Annotated in this window: 13 protein-coding genes; 8 read left to right on the top strand and 5 right to left on the bottom strand. The window is 63.9% G+C overall.

Going from position 1 to position 18,761, the window contains the following annotated elements; translation table 11 throughout:
* Positions 1-142 precede the first annotated feature (142 nt).
* Both JQ574_RS23785 and JQ574_RS23780 read right to left on the bottom strand, forming a co-directional pair.
* On the bottom strand, positions 143-2,656 hold the full coding sequence (locus JQ574_RS23785) for a penicillin-binding protein 1A (protein ID WP_212206734.1): 2,514 nt from the start codon (positions 2,654-2,656) through the stop codon (positions 143-145).
* Between the two features lie 257 nt (positions 2,657-2,913).
* Positions 2,914-4,218, bottom strand: coding sequence for an N-acetylmuramoyl-L-alanine amidase (locus JQ574_RS23780; protein WP_212206732.1), 1,305 nt, complete (start codon positions 4,216-4,218; stop codon positions 2,914-2,916).
* A 751-nt stretch (positions 4,219-4,969) separates the two neighbouring features.
* Between JQ574_RS23780 and JQ574_RS23775 the strand changes: the two genes are divergently transcribed.
* On the top strand, positions 4,970-8,146 hold the full coding sequence (locus JQ574_RS23775; protein WP_212206730.1) for a ribonuclease E/G: 3,177 nt from the start codon (positions 4,970-4,972) through the stop codon (positions 8,144-8,146).
* 86 nt (positions 8,147-8,232) lie between these two features.
* On the opposite strand, the gene JQ574_RS23770 is transcribed toward JQ574_RS23775, so the two are convergent.
* The 3 genes from JQ574_RS23770 to JQ574_RS23760 form a co-directional block, all read right to left on the bottom strand.
* A complete protein-coding gene (locus JQ574_RS23770) occupies positions 8,233-9,561 on the bottom strand; it encodes a dicarboxylate/amino acid:cation symporter (RefSeq protein WP_212206728.1) in 1,329 nt (442 codons plus the stop codon).
* Between the two features lie 116 nt (positions 9,562-9,677).
* On the bottom strand, positions 9,678-10,229 hold the full coding sequence (locus JQ574_RS23765) for a biotin transporter BioY (RefSeq protein WP_249119548.1): 552 nt from the start codon (positions 10,227-10,229) through the stop codon (positions 9,678-9,680).
* A 109-nt stretch (positions 10,230-10,338) separates the two neighbouring features.
* Positions 10,339-11,526 carry a pyridoxal phosphate-dependent aminotransferase gene (locus tag JQ574_RS23760; RefSeq protein WP_212206724.1) on the bottom strand — a complete coding sequence of 396 codons (1,188 nt, stop codon included), beginning with the start codon at positions 11,524-11,526 and terminating at the stop codon, positions 10,339-10,341.
* 237 nt (positions 11,527-11,763) lie between these two features.
* On the opposite strand from JQ574_RS23760, the gene JQ574_RS23755 reads away from it, so the two are divergent.
* From JQ574_RS23755 to accC, 7 genes are all read left to right on the top strand, one after another.
* On the top strand, positions 11,764-13,164 hold the full coding sequence (locus JQ574_RS23755) for a M48 family metalloprotease (RefSeq protein ID WP_212206722.1): 1,401 nt from the start codon (positions 11,764-11,766) through the stop codon (positions 13,162-13,164).
* Positions 13,165-13,278: 114 nt separating this feature from the next.
* Positions 13,279-14,046, top strand: coding sequence for a DsbA family protein (locus JQ574_RS23750; protein WP_212206720.1), 768 nt, complete (start codon positions 13,279-13,281; stop codon positions 14,044-14,046).
* 137 nt (positions 14,047-14,183) lie between these two features.
* Entirely contained in the window at positions 14,184-15,116 is a 933-nt protein-coding gene (locus JQ574_RS23745; RefSeq protein WP_212206718.1) for a hypothetical protein, read from the top strand.
* 200 nt (positions 15,117-15,316) lie between these two features.
* A complete protein-coding gene (locus tag JQ574_RS23740; RefSeq protein ID WP_212206716.1) occupies positions 15,317-16,036 on the top strand; it encodes a DUF1236 domain-containing protein in 720 nt (239 codons plus the stop codon).
* A 234-nt stretch (positions 16,037-16,270) separates the two neighbouring features.
* The gene (gene aroQ, locus JQ574_RS23735) at positions 16,271-16,729 is read left to right on the top strand and encodes a type II 3-dehydroquinate dehydratase (RefSeq protein ID WP_212206707.1); all 459 of its coding nucleotides are present in this window, start codon (positions 16,271-16,273) and stop codon (positions 16,727-16,729) included.
* Positions 16,730-16,785: 56 nt separating this feature from the next.
* A complete protein-coding gene (accB, locus tag JQ574_RS23730) occupies positions 16,786-17,277 on the top strand; it encodes an acetyl-CoA carboxylase biotin carboxyl carrier protein (protein WP_212206698.1) in 492 nt (163 codons plus the stop codon).
* Between the two features lie 24 nt (positions 17,278-17,301).
* Positions 17,302-18,663 carry an acetyl-CoA carboxylase biotin carboxylase subunit gene (gene accC / locus JQ574_RS23725; protein WP_212206696.1) on the top strand — a complete coding sequence of 454 codons (1,362 nt, stop codon included), beginning with the start codon at positions 17,302-17,304 and terminating at the stop codon, positions 18,661-18,663.
* The last annotated feature ends 98 nt before the right edge of the window (positions 18,664-18,761 follow it).

Here is an 18,761-nt window from a genome sequence, read left to right as displayed (position 1 = left end):
TTTCAAGCGAAGTGGGTACTGGTTCGCGTGAAGAAAACGCGTCAAGATATAGAGTTAGTGTTCGCAGGGATGTAGCGGCGTCTCTTACAAAGCGCAATCCGCCTGGGGTTCGGTCCCAAGCGGTTTCTTCACACCAACGAGCCTAGTACAGCCCGCCGGGCCGCATGATGTGGCCAGAGTCGGGCGACTGGTATCCCCCCTGATATCCGCCCTGATATCCCTGCGGGGCGCGCCCGTCGGCATCGGCCACGCCAATGACGGAGTAATTGTCCGGCGGCGCGGTACCCGGCTTGAAGGCTTCCAGGATGGTCCGGCCACCTTCGCCGGGACCTGCGCGCATGCCGCTCTTGGCATCGACGCGAACCAGCTTGATTCCGGCCGGCACCTTGAACGGGATCGCGGCCTTGTCGGCGAGCGCGAGCTTGAGGAAGTCGCGTGCGATCGGCGCGGCCAGCGCACCGCCGGTCGCCTTGCCACCGAGGGTGCGCGGCTTGTCGTAGCCGACATAGATGCCGACCACGAGGTCCGGCGAGAAGCCGATGAACCAAGCGTCCTTCGCATCGTTGGTGGTTCCGGTCTTGCCGGCGATCGGCTTGCCGACTTCCTTCACGACAGTCGCGGTGCCGGCCTGCACGACATACTCCATCATCGAGGTGATCTGATAGGCCGTCATCGGATCGAGCACCTGCTCGCGGCGGTCGACCAGTTGCGGTTCGGGCTGATTCTTCCAGCCGCCGGGCGCGTCGCAGCCGCGGCATTCGCGCGCGTCATGCTTGTAGATGGTGTGCCCGTAGCGGTCCTGGATGCGATCGATCAAAGTCGGCTTCACGCGGCGGCCGCCATTGGCGAACATCGAATAGGCCGTGACCATGCGCATGACCGTGGTTTCGCCGGCGCCAAGCGAATAGGACAGATAGTTCGGCAGTTCGTCGTAAACGCCGAAGCGCCGCGAATATTCGCCAATCAGGGGCATGCCGATGTCCTGCGCCAGCCGCACCGTCACCGTGTTGAGCGACTGCCGCAGCGCATTGCGCAGCGTCACCGGACCGTTGTACTTGCCGGACGAATAGTTTTCCGGGCGCCAGACGCCGGCGCCCTGCCCCTGATCGATTTCAATCGGCGCGTCGACCACCACGGTCGACGGCGTGTAGCCATTGTCCATGGCCGCTGAATAGACCAGCGGTTTGAACGAGGAACCCGGCTGCCGGTACGCCTGCGTCGCGCGGTTGAACTGGCTCTGGTCGAACGAGAATCCGCCGACCATGGCCAGCACGCGGCCGGTCCAGGGATCCATTGCCACCATCGCACCCGACACTTCAGGCAATTGGCGCAGGCGATACTGCCCCTCCACCGGATTGCCGTCCTTGCCGAACAGCGGATCGACATAAATCACGTCGCCCGGTGCGAGCACTTGCGCGACCGATGTCGGCGTTCTGCCCTTGGTCGGCCCCGACGCCGCCTTGGCCCATTTGACGCCATCGATGGTGATGATGCCGGTCTGCCGTTGCTTGGCGACGGCGCCGCCGAGCTCGCGTCCGGGCTGGAAACCGACCCGGGCCGACTGGTCGCTGGTCTCCAGCACCACAGCCATCCGCCAGGGCGAGATATCGCTCAGCGCCTTGACGTCGGCCAGCTTCACGCCCCAATCGCCGGTAATGTCGAGCTTGCTTGGCGCACCCCGCCAGCCCTGCGCCTCATCGTAATTGACCATGCCGGCCGCCATGGTCTTGCGCGCCATCACCTGCATCTTCGGGTCGAGCGTCGCCCGGACCGAGAGGCCACCTTCATAGAGCTTCTTTTCGCCGTAACGTTCGAAGATGTCGCGCCGGACTTCCTCGGCGAAATACTCGCCGGCGAAGATATGCGCGCCGGTACCGCGGCTGGTGACCAGGAGTTGATCCTTGCGCGCCTTGTCGGCATCGGCCTGCTTGATCCAGCCGTTTTCGACGAGACGATCGACGACGTAGTTACGGCGTTCGATCGCGCGGTCGCGGTTGCGCACCGGATGCAGCGCCGCCGGCGCTTTCGGCAGCGCCGCCAGATACGAGGCTTCCGAGATCGTAAGCTCGTTCACCGACTTGTCGAAATAGACCAGCGACGCCGCCGCGATGCCGTAGGCGCCGAGGCCGAGATAGATTTCATTGAGATAGAGTTCGAGGATGCGATCCTTCGAATAGGCGCGCTCGATACGCATCGCCAGCAAGGCTTCCTTGATCTTGCGGGCGAAGGAGACCTCATTGGTCAACAGGAAGTTCTTTGCGACCTGCTGGGTGATGGTCGACGCACCCTGCGGCCGGCGGTTGGAGCCGTAGTTCTGCGCATACAGCACCGCCGCGCGCGCCATGCCGGTGAAGTCGATGCCGCCATGCTCGTAGAAGTTCTTGTCTTCGGCGGCGAGGAACGCGTTGATGACGAGTTTCGGCACCGCCTGGATAGGCAGATAGAGTCGGCGCTCCTTGGAATACTCGCCGAGCAGCGCGCCGTCTGAGGCGTGCACGCGCGTCATCACAGGCGGTTCATAATCCTGAAGCTGCGAATAATCCGGCAAGTCCTTGGAGAAATGCCAGATCGCGCCGGCGACGCCGGCGACGCCCACCAGGAACACCACGGTTCCGGCAGCGAACAAGAATCCCAAAAACCGCACCAGCAAGCGCATGATCGAAGTTCCGTTCCAACCCTTGCGCCGTGACTTGCGGCGTCTGCCTTGCCATCAAAATCCAAGCGCAAATCGAAGCGCTCAAGCCCTCGCCCGACGGACCCGTCGTTGCGCGTACCAACAATAAAGGGGCCGACGGACAATAATGGCCGATTCCGAAGACCCTGCGGTAGTTTTCTATACCGCTGCCGCTGTGGCCAAACTAGGGCTTCCTTCACAGCATCGCGTGCATTTAATCAGCATTTTCATACGGCTTTTCATTTGCCGGGTCCGGCGGTTGCCAGCCGTTTGGCGAAAAATGCATCAATCGCCTGCGCCATCGATCCGACGGTCTTGTTCCGCCAGTTCTCCGACATCAGGAGCTCGAGGTCGCCCTTGTTCGAGACATAGCCGAGTTCGACCAGCACCGAGGGCACGTCCGGCGCCTTCAAGACGCGGAAGCCGGCGGATTTCAACGGGTGCTTGTGCATCCGCACCGTGGTCTTCATCTCGCCCATCAAGATGCGGGCGAACCGGTTTGAAAACGTTCGGGTCTCGCGCTGCGCGAGGTCGATCAGGATGTCGGCGACTTCGGTCGGCTCGTCGGTGAGATTGACGCCGCCAATGGCGTCCGACTTGTTCTCGGCCTCGGCCAGCCGCTCGGCTTCAGCGTCGGAGGCCTTGTCGGACAAGGTGTAGATGGTGGCGCCGTGGGCATCGCCCTCCCGGCGCGGCAGGGCGTCGGCATGGATCGAGACGAACAGTGCGGCCGACTGGGTGCGCGCGACCTTCACGCGGTCGTTCAGTGGAATGAACGTATCGTCCGTACGGGTCATGACGACGCGGTATTTGCCTGATTTCTCGATGCGATCGCGCAGCGCGAGGCCAAATCCCAGCACCAGATTCTTTTCCATCTCGCCGCCGGCCTGGGTGCCGTTGTCGATGCCGCCATGGCCGGGATCGATCACGATCAGGGGTCGGGTATCCTGCGCCTGCGCGGGCTTTGCCGCCGCCGGCGCATCGTCCGGACCGACCGCGGCATTGGCGGAAGCAATCGCCGGCCTCAGTTCGGGGCGATTCTCGGGCGCCAGCAATTGCACGAAGGCGGTCCGGTCCACCTCTTCCAGCTCCAGCACCAGCCGCGGCGGCTGGTCGTTGGCCGCTTCCAGCACATAGGATTTGGCGACCTTGGCCGGTCCCGTCAGGTCAAACACGATTCGCGAACCGCCCGGCATGACGAGGCCATAGCGGAACGCCTTGACCAGCCCGCGCCCCGTGCTGCCGGTGCCCGCGGCCAGCTTGAAGCTGACCTGGGGAATATCGACGACCACGCGATAGGGATCGGCCAGCGCAAAGGCGCGAAACTGGATCGGCCTGTCGAGATCGAGGACGAAGCGGGTTTGTTTGCTGTCGCCGGCCAGCCTTGCATCGGAGGCCACCGGAAAATTCGAGGCGCTTGCCGCAGCGGGTCCAGGCGAAGGCCCCTGCGCAGCGCTCGGGGTGATGAAATTGGCACACGCCAATGCTGCGGCGCACAACAGGCCGCACCCCAGCAAAACCCGGTGATTTGCGCGGTTAGCCAACGATTCGACGCCTCCAAGGCAGCCCTCTTACCGCATTAGAACCACAGGGTTAATCGAAGCTTAAGGGTCGAAAAGCGAAAAGGGATGAGTGTTGCCGTGCTGCGACGCTGCCTTGACGCTGCCTTGACGCTCCCTGACGCTCCCTTGCACCCGGCGGGCAATCCACGTATGTACGAGGTGCTGACGGCTAATACTCCCGGTTGTGTCGCGTTCAGCCTCCCGGTGCAGCGCCGGAACCTTCCAAGTCGAAGGGACCTGCGTCTTTCCCGATCCCTCCACCAGCCAGCGCTGCGCGCGGCTGACACGGAGAGGCGGTTTCGAGCCCGAGCGGCGTCCGATCCCAGGTACTAACTTGCAAGGTACTATCTTGCTCCAGGGACGGTTTGAGACACGGCAGAACTGATTATCTGGACCCCAAAATGGTCCGATATGCGATGGCCGGCGAGCGCGAATGCGCCGCGCCGGGCCTTCAGCGATAGACACGGCGGTCAATTTTGCCGCCAACATGTTCAGACGGGCCGACGCTTGATGCGCCAGACTGTGTTGCCGACCAGGATCCACCGAACGATCGCGCCGACGCGAAGCGAAAGCTTCGCACGTCGTTTTGTTCCGGTGGCTCCCCGTTCGGCGCGGCGCCAAGGTTTGCGTTTTGGCCTTCCCCTCACCCCCGAATCAGGTGGACCGTCGCGTCACCGGGCCGCGCAATATGCGCGCGCCATGCACCGCGCCCGCCGCCGTCAAGAGCTCCAAAATGCCCAACAAGATGTTGATCGATGCCACCCACCCGGAAGAGACCCGGGTCGTCGTGGTCCGCGGCAATCGCGTCGAAGAATTTGATTTCGAGACCGCCCAGCGCAAACAACTGCGCGGCAATATCTACCTCGCCAAGGTCACGCGCGTAGAGCCGTCACTGCAGGCGGCCTTCATCGAATATGGCGGCAACCGCCACGGCTTCCTGGCCTTCAGCGAAATCCATCCCGACTATTACCAGATCCCGGTCGCCGACCGGCAGGCGCTGATCGAGGCCGACGAACGCGCCCATCGCGAGGCCGAGGAAGAGAGCGAGAACCGCTCCTCCAACCGTCACCGCGGCCGTTCGCGCCACCGCAACGCCCGCCGCCGCGGCCATGGCGAACGGGTCCAGAGTGACGTCGTCGACAACGCCGCGATCGATCCGGCGCAGGCCGCCCAGCCCTATGAGGGCGAGGCGCAGCGCTTGCATGAAGGCGCACACCCCGACGAAGCCCGCGCCCATGATGGCGATCACCATCCCGCCGATACAGCCGACCACGGCCACGATCATGGGTATGTTGCGCATGATCACGACGATCATTCGCATGAACAGGGTCGCCCCCAGGAAGACCACGTCCAAGAGCACGCCCAAGATCGCGTCCAAGAACACGTCCAGGATAACACCCCTGATCATGCCGCGGCCGAAGCCCCGGTAGCTTCATTCCAATCCGATGCGGCACCGGTTGAGGCCGTCGCCGCGCCGGCAGAGGTAACGGCCAGCGCCGAAAGCCACGAGGTTCATGCGCATCACGACGAGCCGGCGCATGATGCACGGCACGGCGACGAACACGCGCTCGAAAACGCCGCCCATGCCGATGACGCGCCGCGCGCCGAGTATGCCGGCGAGGAATACGCCGCCGCCTCCCACGAGGATCGTGCCCCCGCGCCGGAAGGCGACGAGCAAGACGACGATGATGAAGACGATGGCGACGATGCCGAAGAGGAAGTCGTCGAATCCGTCGGTGGCGACGATGTGCTCGAGGAAGTGCCGGAGCGCGCCTTCCGTCCGCGCCGCCAGTACAAGATCCAGGAAGTCATCAAGCGCCGCCAGGTCATGCTGGTGCAGGTCGTCAAGGAAGAGCGCGGCAACAAGGGCGCGGCGCTGACCACCTATCTGTCATTGGCCGGCCGTTACGCCGTGCTGATGCCCAACACCGCCCGCGGCGGCGGCATCAGCCGCAAGATCACCTCGGCCCAGGACCGTTCGCGGCTCAAGGAAGTGGTGCAGGATCTCGACGTGCCCGAGGGCATGGGCATCATCCTGCGCACCGCCGGCGCCTCGCGCACCAAGCCCGAAATCAAGCGCGACTTCGAATATCTGATCCGCATGTGGGAAACCGTGCGCGACATGACGCTGAAGTCGCAGGCCCCGACGCTGGTCTACGAGGAAGGCTCGCTGATCAAGCGCTCGCTGCGCGACCTCTACAACAAGGAAATCGACGAAATCCAGGTCGCCGGCCAGGCCGGCTACGATGAAGCCCGCGACTTCATGAAGATGCTGATGCCCTCGAACGTGCGGGCGGTCCGGCAATATCGCGACGGCCAGCCGCTGTTCTCAAGGATGGGCGTCGAGAGCCAGCTCGATGCGATGTTCTCGCCGACGGTGCAATTGCGCTCGGGCGGCTACATCGTCATCAACCAGACCGAAGCTTTGGTCTCGATCGACGTCAACTCCGGCCGATCGACCCGCGAGCACCACATCGAGGACACCGCGCTCAAGACCAACCTCGAAGCCTCAGAGGAAGTCGCGCGGCAGCTGCGTCTGCGCGATCTTGCCGGCCTGATCGTCATCGACTTCATCGACATGGACGAGAAGCGCAACAACCGCGCGGTCGAGCGCAAGCTGAGCGACTGCCTGCGGCAGGACCGCGCCCGCATCCAGGTCGGCCGCATCTCGCATTTCGGCCTGTTGGAAATGTCGCGCCAGCGCATCCGCGCCAGCGTGCTGGAGAGTTCGACCGAGCCCTGCGCGCATTGCGGCGGCAGCGGCCATGTCCGCTCGGTGTCGTCGGTGGCGCTGCAATTGCTGCGCGGCATCGAAGAAATTCTGATGAAGGGCGCGACCCACAATCTGGTGGTGCGCACCCGCACCGACGTCGCGCTCTACGTCCTCAACCACAAGCGCGGACATCTGCGCGATCTCGAAAACGCCTTCAAGGTCACGCTTGCGATCGTTGCCGATCCCACGGTGGCCGGCCAGCAATCGTTCATCATCGATCGCGGCGAACAGGTGCACACGCTGGAAGCCGCCAAGGCCTTGCTGGCGGCGCAGGCCGCGGCGTTCCCGTCCCAAGTCGAGGAAGCCTATGACGACGAAGAGCCGTTCGACATCGAAGGTGAAGTCGAGACCGAAGAGACCGAAGGCCTGACCGAGGAAGCCGCCGGCGGCGAAGAAGTCGCCGGTGAAAGCGAAGCCGACGGCCACCGCCGCAAGCGCCGCCGGCGCCGCCGCGGCCGTGGCGAGCCGCGTGAAGGGGCAGCCCCGCGCGACGACAATGACGCCCTGCGCGTTGCACCCGAAAGCGCTGATGGCGCGGTCACGGTTGCCGACGACGGCGAAGCCGACGACGACGAGGGCGACGAACAGGGTGCCGTTGCGCGCGGCGAACAGGGACCAAACGGCGAGCGCCGCCCGCGCCGTCGCGGACGTCGCGGTGGACGCCGCCGGCGTGGCAGCGGACCGGAAGATGGTCTCGCCGGATCGATCTCGGACGAACTCGGACCGACCCCGGTTTCGGAAGTCGCCAGCGCGGTTGCCGATTTCGACGGCCCCTCGGCCGAGCCGGCGCCGACATTGGTCGAACCCGAGCCCGTTTCGCAGCCGCCGCAACCGCAGTGGCAGCCCGCCGAACACGCCTCGCCCGAAACCGTCAGCAGCGCGCCGACGCCGACGCCCGAGGAAACCGCACAGGAGGCCGACCGGGCCGCCGCGCGGCGGCGTTCGACCGTGCGCGAAAAAGTCTCGTTCCTGACCAGCGCCCCGTCCGAGCCCGCACCGGCCGTCAGCCATAGCGAGGCGGAGCCGGCGGCAACGGCCCCTGCTCCCGCGCCTGTTGAACCCGCGCCTGCCGCGGCCAGCGAAGCCGCGCCGCGCAAGGCCGGCTGGTGGTCACGGCGTTTCGGCAGCGGCGAGTAAGGACGACCTGAATTCAAACGGAAAAACCGCCCGGCAACACCGGGCGGTTTTTTGTTGCAACAACGCGATCCTCAAAAAAGCGATCGTCAATCGGTCGTCAGCGCCGTCTCCATGTCGGTCGGATCGATCTGCCTGTTGAGATTGGCGTGCAGCTTCTCTTGATCGAGTTCGCCCTCCCACCACGACACCACGACGCAGGCGACGCCGTTGCCGCAGAGGTTGGTCAGCGCGCGGCACTCGCTCATGAACTTGTCGATGCCGAGCACGATCGCCATGCCGGGCACCAGCCGCGGATCGACCACGGCGAGCGTCGCCGCCAGCGTGATAAAGCCCGCACCTGTGATGCCCGAGGCGCCCTTCGAGGTCAGCATCGCCACCAGCAGGATAGTAATCTGCTGGCCTATCGTGAGATCGAAACCGAGCGCCTGCGCGATGAACAGCGTCGCCAGCGTCATGTAGATGTTGGTGCCGTCGAGGTTGAACGAGTAGCCGGTCGGCACCACGAGGCCGACGACCGACTTGGAACAGCCGAGCCGCTCCAGCTTTTCCATCAGCGACGGAAGCGCGCTTTCGGACGACGAGGTGCCGAGCACGATCAGGAGTTCGTCCTTGATGTAGGACAGAAACTTGAGAATCGAGAATCCGACCATGCGCGCGATGGTGCCGAGCACGACCAGGACGAACAGCGCCGCCGTGAGATAGAAGGTCGCGATCAGCCCGATCAGGTTCACGATGGCGCCGGTGCCGAACTTGCCGATCGTGTAGGCCATGGCGCCGAACGCGCCGATCGGCGCGGCCCGCATCACGATTGCGATCACGCCGAACACCGCGTGCGCGGCGTCGTCGATGAAGGAACGCATGGTATGGCCCCGCTTGCCAAGCGCCATCAGCGAAAAGCCGAACAGGATCGAAAACAGCAGCACCTGCAGGATTTCACCCTGCGCGAACGCGCCGACGACGGTGTCGGGAATGATGTGCAGGAAGAAATCGACGGACTTCTGGGCCTCGGCCTGTTTGGCAAAACCGGCGACCTTGGCCGCGTCAGCCATCGCGCCGCCGAAGCCGTGGCCCGGCCTGACCAGATTGCCGACGAACACCCCGATCACCAGCGCAAAGGTCGAGACGATTTCGAAATAGATCAGCGCCTTGATGCCGATGCGGCCGACCTTCTTGGCGTCCTGGATATGGGCGATGCCCGACACCACTGTGCAGAAGATGATCGGCGCGATCACCATCTTGATCAGCTTGATGAAGCCGTCGCCGAGCGCCTTGATCCAGTCGTTGGTCGCGAGCGTCGGCCACAGCCAGCCGACCAGCGCGCCGAGCACGATGGCGATCAGCACCTGGACGTAGAGGATTTTGTACCAGGCCTTGCCTGCGCGCACCGGCGCGTCAGCCGCAATCGTTGCCGCCATGACGTATATTCCCGTTCGACCTGCGGCGTTCTGCCACACCTCCGCCCGCTAGCACAGCCAAATTATTTCAGCCAGCGGAAATCAGGGGCATTGCTGCGGGGTCCGAACGGGATCGGTCAGCGGCGGTCGAATGGGCGCCGCAACAAAGGCATGAGCGTAGCGCCGAGCGCGTTCTTGATCAGCGACGCCGCGACGAACGGCGCTATTCCAACCAGCCACGCCTTTTCAACGCCGAGCTTGATGCCAAATGCCAGCCAGGCAAACCCGGCCGCAAGAATGATGACGTGGCCGAGTCCCATGGCGACGAAAAGCAGGGGTACTGACCGATCCCAGCCACGCTCGCTCAGCCATCCCGTGACGAAGGCCGCCGCCACGAAGCCGTAGAGATATCCGGCCGTGGGACCGAGCAACGGCGCAAGACCGCCGGTGGGGCCCGCGAATACCGGAAATCCGATCGCGCCTTCGGCGAGATAGGCCACGATGGTTGCGCTGCCGAGGCGCCAGCCATAGGCCGCCCCGATCATCAATACGACCAGCGTCTGCAGCGTCATCGGCACGTAGGGCAAAGGCAGATTGACCTTTGCCGACAGGGTCAGCAACGCGGTTCCCAATGCAACCAGGATCGCGCCGCGCAACAGACCGGAGCGATCTGCAGGATGCGGCCACAGAACGGCGGCGAGCGGAAAATGCGGTGCAGCGACAGGCTGAGATGTGTCGGACAAGATGGTTCCCCGATCTAGATGGCAGATATGGATGAGTGATGGTGGCTGATGCGCCCTACCCGAGCCACTTCGCGATGCGGCTCACGGCTTCGCGCATCTCGTCGGAAGAGCGCGCATAGGAGAAGCGCACGAAGGCGCGTCCATGGATCGGGTCGAAATCGACGCCCGGCGTCGCCGCGACGTGGGCTTTCTCCAGCATCCGGCTGGCGAATTCAAAGCTGTCGGATGTGAACTGCGAGACGTCGGCATAGAGATAGAACGCGCCGTCGGCCGGCAGGAAATTGGTCAGGCCGGCCTTCGGCAATCCATCGATCAGGATGCGGCGGTTCTCCTGATAGCCGCGCTTGATCGCTTCCATTTCCGCCGCCCCCTCGAACGCGGCCTCGGCTGCGATCTGCGACAGCGTCGGCACCGAGATCGACAGGTTCTGCTGCAAACGTTCGATCGGCCGCACCAGCGGCTCCGGCACCACCATCCAGCCGACGCGCCAGCCGGTCATGCAGAAATATTTCGAGAATGAATTGATTACCAGCGCCTGCGGCGACAACTCGGCGGCCGACACCGCCGGGAACGCGTAATCGAGACCGTGATAGATCTCGTCCGAGATGAAGCGAATGCCGGCGCTCTCGGCCGCCGCCATCAGGCTGGTGAGCGCCTCCCGCGACATCATGGTTCCCGTCGGATTGGCGGGACTGCCGACCAGCACGCCCTTGAGGGGCGTCTTGCGATGCGCCGCCAGCAAGGCTTCGCCGGTCAGCGCGTGGCGTGTCGCGCTCGTGGTCTCGATCAGCACCGACTCGCAGCCGAGCGCGGTGAGGATGTGCCGGTACGGCGGATAACCGGGCACGCTCACCGCCACGCGGTCGCCCGGTTCGAACATCGCAAGAAAGGCCAGGATGAAGCCGCCCGACGAGCCCGTGGTGACCACGATCCGCTCAGGATCAACGCTACAACCGTAAGTATCGCGGTAGTGCCGGGCGATGCGCGCCCGCAGCGAGGGAATGCCGAGCGCGGAGGTATAATCAATCCGGCCGTCGTCGAGCGCGAGACGCGCCGCCGCCAGCGCGGTCTTTGGAGCGGGCGCTGCCGGCTGGCCGACCTCCATGTGAATGACGTGGCCGCCGGCCGCCTCGATGCGGGCCGCCGCCGCCATCACGTCCATCACCATGAAAGGTGGAACATCGCTCCGGCTGGAAGCCGTTAGCAGGGTGTTCGCAGCGTCCCTAAGAGTCGATTCGAGCATCGCTATCTGCAATTTGATCGGTTCGCGCCGATTTCGAGTTCCGGCACCCGTTACCGCCCCAGACTGGCCGTATTCGGTGGCTCCTTATAGCGCTTTCAAGCCAAGTGGATACTGGTCCGCGGGAAGAAAAAAGCGTCAAAACAAGAGACTGGCGTTCGGTTCTGATCTAATCAGGGCTGCTCGGCCCGAGCGCCGATTGACCGCCAGTTCCGCCGCCAACGCCCAATAGATCGCTTCATGTTGTTCCGCCTCGCGCACCGCAAAACGACGCTGAAACTGACCGCCCTCGCCACGGCGGCCGCGCTTGTCATGACGCCGACGCTCGCGGCGGCCCAGAACAAGGGCCCCCCGGTGCTGCGCGACACCGAGTCGGAGCAATTGCTGCGCGACTACACAAGGCCGATCCTGCGCGCCGCCGGCATGGAGAAGCAGAACATCCAGATGGTGATCATCAACGAAGGCGTCTTCAACGCTTTCGTTGCCGACGGCCGCCGCATCTTCGTCAACTACGGCGCGATGATGCAATCGGAGACACCGAACCAGATCATCGGCGTGCTCGCGCACGAGACCGGCCATCTGGCCGGCGGTCACCTCTCAAAACTTCGCGAGCGGCTGGCGGACGCGCAGACCCAGATGATCATCGCCATGCTGCTCGGCGCCGGCGCCATGGTGGCGGGCTCGCGCGGTGGCGGCAACAGCGGGCTGGCCAATGCCGGCGCCGCCGCGATGTCGGCACCCGCCGAGGTGATCAAGCGCACTCTGCTTTCCTATGTACGGCAGCAGGAGGAAAACGCCGACAAGGCCGGGGTGAAATTCCTCAATGCCACCGGCCAGTCGGCCCGCGGCATGTTTGAGACCTTCAAGCGCTTCTCCGATGAGAGCCTGTTCGCGGCGCGCGGCGCCGACCCCTACGTGCAGTCGCACCCGATGCCGGCCGAGCGCGTCCGCGCCTTGGAAGAGCTCGCCCGTTCCAGCCCCTATTGGGACAAGAAGGACGACCCCGCCCTGCAAATGCGCCACGACATGGTGCGCGCCAAGATCTCCGGCTTCATGGAGCGGCAGGACACCGTCTTCCGGCGCTATCCGCTGTCCAACACCGGCGTGCCCGCGCGTTATGCGCGCGCCATCACCACCTATCTGCATGGCGACCTGCGCAGCGCGCTGGCCCAGATCGACAGCCTGATCCAGCTGCAACCGGCCAATGCCTATTTCTACGAACTCCGCGGACAGGCTTTGCTGGAAGGCGGCAAGCCGGCCGAGGCCATCGCGCCGCTGCGCAAGGCGGTACAGCTTTCCAACAACGCCCCGCTCATCGAGATGCTGCTTGGGCAGGCGCTGGTGGCGTCCGACAACAAGGCCTACACTGAAGAGGCGATCGCCATCCTGCGCGCGGCGCTGGCGCGCGAGACCGAAGCCCCGATCGGCTACATGCAGCTCGCGATGGCCTATGGCCGCAAGGGCGACTACGCGCAGGCCGATCTGGCATCGGCCCAGGCCGCGTACCTCCGCGGCGACAACAAGACCGCGCGCGACCTCGCCTCGCGGGCCAAGACGCGGTTCGCGATCGGGACCCCGGGATGGGTCAAAGCTGACGATATTGTGAGCGCCAAACCGCTTCCCGGCCAAAGAAGCAACTAGCGCCGCTACCGGAAATAAACTGAGTTGCACGACAACCGAACCTGGACACCAAGCGTATTCCAAGTGCCGGCCTTCATGAGAACGGCCCGGAACTCGCCACCCAAGGATTTACCGATGCCTTTGCTCCGTTACCTTGCTTCCGCCCTGTTCGCGATCGCCCTGTGCGGCGCGTCGCTGCCGGCTTCCGCGCAGAGCTTCTCCGATGTCCAGCGCAAAGACATCGAGAACATCGTCCGGGAGTACCTGATCGCCCATCCCGAGGTGCTGGAAGAGGCGATGGCCGAACTGACCAGGCGCCAGTCCGCCGCCGAAGCCGAGAAGCATCAGGCCAGCATCGCCAAGAACGCCAATGCGATCTTCAACTCGCCGCGCAACGTGACGCTCGGCAACAAGGACGGCGACGTCACCTTCGTCGAGTTCTTCGATTACAATTGCGGCTACTGCAAGCGCGCGATGCTCGACATGATGGAATTGATGAAGGGCGATCCCAAGCTGAAGGTCGTGCTCAAGGAATTCCCGGTGCTGAGCACAGGTTCAGTCGAAGCCGCCCAGGTCGGGGTCGCGGTGCGGATGCAGGATCCGACCGGAAAGAAATATCTCGACTTCCACCAGAAGCTGCTCACCGGCCGCGGTGCCGCCGACAAGGCCCGCGCGCTTGCGGTCGCCAAGGAAGCCGGCCTCGACATGGCCAGGCTCGAAAAGGATCTGGCAAGCCCCGAAATCCGCGCCACCCTCGAGGAGAACATGAAGCTCGCCGAGGCCATGGGCATGAACGGCACCCCGAGCTATGTGATCGGCAAGCAGGTCGTGATCGGCGCGGTCGGCGTCGAAAGCCTCAAGGAAAAGATCAGCATCGCCCGCTGCGGCAAGGCGACCTGCTGAAGCCAAACGCCCTGTATCATTCGACGGACAAAATCCGGCTGCATCGCAGCCGGATTTTTTTTGCCGCATGCCTGCTGCGGCTGAACCGCGGCGACGCTACCAGGCACTAAGAGGGCTCGCACCAACAGGACCCCCGCATGAGCCTGACGCCGCCAACCACCGCCTACGACCTCGAACTCCTCAAGACCGCGCCCGCCCGCGGGACCAATACCGATCACGGCTGGTGCTACGGCCTGCCGCCCGGAATTAGCGAGAGCCAATGGCCGCTCAGCCCGTATGACGGCTTTCCGATGCAGCCCTGCTTCACGCTGAAGCTGCCCGAGCAGTATCGCACCAAAGGCGCGGACTATGTCGCGCTCACGATGTTCGCCGATCAGCAGCATGACGAGCCGAGCGAAGTCGAGACGATCGCCGAATATCTCACGTCGGAGGCATCGGACCGTCCGGCCGATCCCGATCTGTTGCCGTTCTGGCTCTACAAGCAGAATCGGCACCGGATGGAATTCCGGATGAAAGACGTCATCGACCACAATTTCGCAGCGATCTGGTTGACGGAAGCCGAGTTCGCAGGACCGCTGTGTCAGCCCCCTCGCCTCGCCGGCAACGCGCTGCTGCAAGCGAATCCGGCGCCGCCTTGGCTTGAGAGCGGTTCGGCGCGCGCGGCTTTCGATCTTCAGATCGCCAGCTATGACAGCGTCGATGAGATCGCCAACAAGTACTGGTACCGGCTGTTCGGGCGCGTGCCCGAGATCGGCCACCACGCCTACGGCATTGCGGTCGCGGTGCGTGACGGCGATCCCAATGTCGGCCGTCCGCCGCGCGACAAGCTGTTGCACAAGGATGAACTCGGCGATTACATCGCGCCCTACAGCAAGGGCGCCGAGCGGTTCGAACTGGAGCGGCTGTCCGGGCGCAATCATCTCGGCGGCACGATGTTTCCCTGCCAATGGACGCCGAAGTACAGCGCGACCTATCTCGAAATCGAAGAGCATTTCGGCGGCTTCAATTTCGGCGGCGGCAACGCTCAGCTCGATCTCGAAACGATGGAGTTCGACTGGGCCTGCGGTTAACAGCGTTTTCGAGCGAACGCCTGCCCCGAACTTGATGCGGGGGGCAACGGTTCGGGTCAAGAAAACGCGTCTTGCCAAGTTGAGTTTCAAATTCACCCCGCATTCATCAAACTAATCTGATGGAACCGCGATTGGGCAGGAACATCGCACATCTCCTTTCGTTGTCGGTGCGGGCAATGCATCCACGTGAGGAGAATTCTATGTCTAATCGTTTTCTGATTTCAGCCGCCGTCGCGGCACTGATCGCCGGAACGGGCTTTGCAAATGCGCAGGGCACCGGCATGAGCAAAGAGTCGCCGTCGGCTGGTCCCGCGACCCAGCAGACCGCGCCGTCACCGGGCGGAGCCGGGTCGGGCACGATGCAGCGCGACAGCGGCGGCGCTTCCGACATGAAGGGCGCAAAGGGCGCGGAATCCAACGAGAAGATGCCGTCGAGCAAGAGCGCTCAGGACACCAAGTCGCCCGCCGGTGAGAAGAGCATGCGCTCCGAGACCGAACCCAAGGGCGGCAAGGACATGAAGGCCGAGGGCCGCGACAGCAAGACCGGCATGGACTCCAAGAGCGCAACCGACAGCAAGGGTGCGGCGGACAGCAAGACCGGCACGGCCCAGACCGACAGCAAGTCGGGCGCCACCACCGGCAACGCCGCGACTTCGGCAACCGCAGCACCTCCGGCTGAAAAGCGCTCGCAGATCACAACCGCCATCAAGTCGGAGACGAGCATCCGGGAAACCACCAACGTCAACTTCAATATCTCGGTTGGCACGCGGGTTCCGAGCTCGGTCACCTTCTATCCGCTTCCGCCGCGGATCGTCGAGATCTATCCGGAATGGCGCGGCTATCAGGTCATCCTGGTCAAAGGCCGCTATGTGATCGTGCGCCCGCAGACGCATGAGATCGTCTACATCATCGAGGGCTAACGTCCTTCGCAGTGACGGCAATTGGGGGGTGGGCAGCAATGCCCGCCCCTTTTGCGTCGGGACTTCGCGCTCTTTAACCTTGGTTAATGAGTGATTTCCGTAGGTTCCATAGGCCTTTTTACGAACCGGTTGAGGCGCTTGAAGGGTGTTCAAAACCCCCATCAGGCTTCCCCTTGGCCGCGTTGTTACCTATAACCCCCCGCGATCTACCCGCCCCCCTTTGCTGGAATCCGGATGGCCCAACCGACAATCCTTGTACTCAACGGCCCGAACCTCAATTTGTTGGGGACGCGCGAGCCCGAGACCTATGGCCATGCCACCCTCGCCGATGTCGAGAAATTGTGCGCGGAGGCGGCCGCTCAATTCGGCCTTGTGGCCGATTGCCGGCAGTCCAACCGCGAAGGCGAGCTGATTGATTTCATCCATGAGGCCCGCGCCAAGAAAACGGTCGGCATCATCATCAATGCCGGCGGCTATTCCCACACCTCGATCGCGCTGCACGACGCGCTGGTCGGAGTGAAAATCCCGACCGTTGAAGTGCACATCAGCAATATTCACGCTCGCGAGAGTTTCCGGCACCATTCGTTCACGGCCAAAGCCGCCTTCGCATCGCTGTGCGGGTTCGGGATCGACGGTTACCGGCTCGCAATCAACGGCCTTGCCGCCAAAATCGGCGTCAAGGCAAAAGCCTGATAATCAAAAGCCTGGCGCCTCAGCCGTCATCCCCCAGAGAATTCCGGACCCCGCATATGGCTAGCAAGCCTGACAACAAATCAGCCGCAAATTTCAAGAGCGACGACAGTGCGCTGATCCGCGAACTGGCGTTGCTGCTGGACGAAACCAGCCTCACCGAAATCGAGATCGAGCGCGCCGGCCTGCGGGTGCGCGTGGCGCGCAACATCACCGTCACAGCTTCGATGCCGGGCAATTACCAGCAGGCCCCGTCGGCGCACGGGGCACCGGCCGCCAACGTGACCCCGGCGGCGATCGCCGATCTGGCCAAACATCCCGGCGCCGTCCCCTCGCCGATGGTCGGCACCGCCTACTCGGCGCCCGAACCCGGCGCCAAGCCGTTCATCGAGGTCGGCACCAAGGTGTCGGTGGGACAGACCCTGCTGATCATCGAAGCCATGAAGACGATGAACCAGATTCCATCGCCGCGCGCGGGCACCGTGACGCAGATTCTCGTCGAGGACGGCCAACCGGTCGAATTCGGCGAGCCGTTGGTGATCATTGAATAGAATCCGTCAACGTCAGGCGCTGCGATGTTCGACAAGATCCTGATAGCCAATCGCGGCGAGATCGCCCTTCGCGTGCTGCGTGCGTGCAAGGAACTCGGCATCTCCACGGTCGCCGTGCATTCCACCGCCGACGCCGACGCGATGCATGTGCGGCTTGCCGACGAAAGCGTCTGCATCGGGCCGCCGCCGTCAAAAGACAGCTATCTCAACATCCCCTCGCTGCTCGCGGCCTGCGAGATCACCGGCGCCGATGCGGTGCATCCCGGCTACGGCTTCCTGTCCGAGAACGCCCGCTTCGCCGAAATCCTCGCCGAGCACAATCTGCATTTCATCGGCCCGAAAGCCGAGCACATCCGCCTGATGGGCGACAAGATCGAAGCCAAGAAGACCGCCAAGAAGCTCGGCATTCCCGTGGTGCCCGGCTCCGATGGCGCGGTCGGCCCCGAAGACGACGCGATGGCGATCGGCAAGGCGATCGGGTTTCCGGTGCTGGTCAAAGCCGCTGCCGGCGGCGGCGGACGCGGCATGAAAGTCGCGCACACGGCCGATGAGCTGTTGATGGCGCTCTCGACCGCCTCCAACGAGGCCAAATCCGCGTTCGGCGACGCTTCGGTCTATCTCGAGAAATATCTGACCAGGCCGCGCCACATCGAGATCCAGGTGCTGGGCGACGGCCGCGGCGGCGCCATCCATCTCGGCGAACGCGACTGTTCGCTGCAGCGCCGTCACCAGAAGGTCTGGGAAGAAGGCCCCTCACCGGTTCTCTCTGCCGCCGCACGCGCCAAGATCGGCGCCACCTGCGCCAAGGCGATGCAGGACATGAAATATCTCGGTGTCGGCACCATCGAGTTTCTGTACGAGGACGGCGAGTTCTATTTCATCGAAATGAACACCCGCATCCAGGTCGAGCATCCCGTCACCGAAAGCATCACCGATATCGACCTCGTGCTGGAACAGATCCGCATCGCCGCCGGCGGCGACCTGCCGGCGACGCAGGACGAGATCGCCATCATCGGCCACGCCATCGAATGCCGCATCAATGCGGAAAATCCGCAGACGTTTCGTCCCTCGCCGGGCAAGATCACGCAATTCCATCCACCCGGCGGCCTCGGCGTCCGGATCGATTCCGCCGTCTATCAGGGTTACGTCATCCCGCCCTATTACGACTCGCTGGTCGGCAAGCTGATCGTTCACGGCAAGACCCGCGGCGAATGCCTGATGCGGCTGCGCCGCGCGCTGGACGAGATGGTGGTCGAAGGTATCGAGACCACCCTGCCGCTGTTCCGCGCCCTGGTCCGCGAGCCCGGTATCATCGACGGCGACTACCACATCCATTGGCTGGAGCAGTATCTCGCCGGCCAGGCCGAAAAGACCAAGACTTCCTGAGTAACGCCCTGAACCGGCCCCTTTTGCCCGTGGAACCAATCGTTCCCCCTGGGCGTTGAGCGGTATTGGGGGCCTGTCTGGCAGGGGCGGTTTGTTTC

The sequence above is a fragment of the Bradyrhizobium sp. AUGA SZCCT0158 genome (assembly GCF_018130065.1).
Taxonomy (GTDB): domain Bacteria; phylum Pseudomonadota; class Alphaproteobacteria; order Rhizobiales; family Xanthobacteraceae; genus Bradyrhizobium.
The sequence above is the reverse complement of the archived record's forward strand: the minus strand, read 5'-3'. Positions and strand labels throughout refer to the sequence as shown.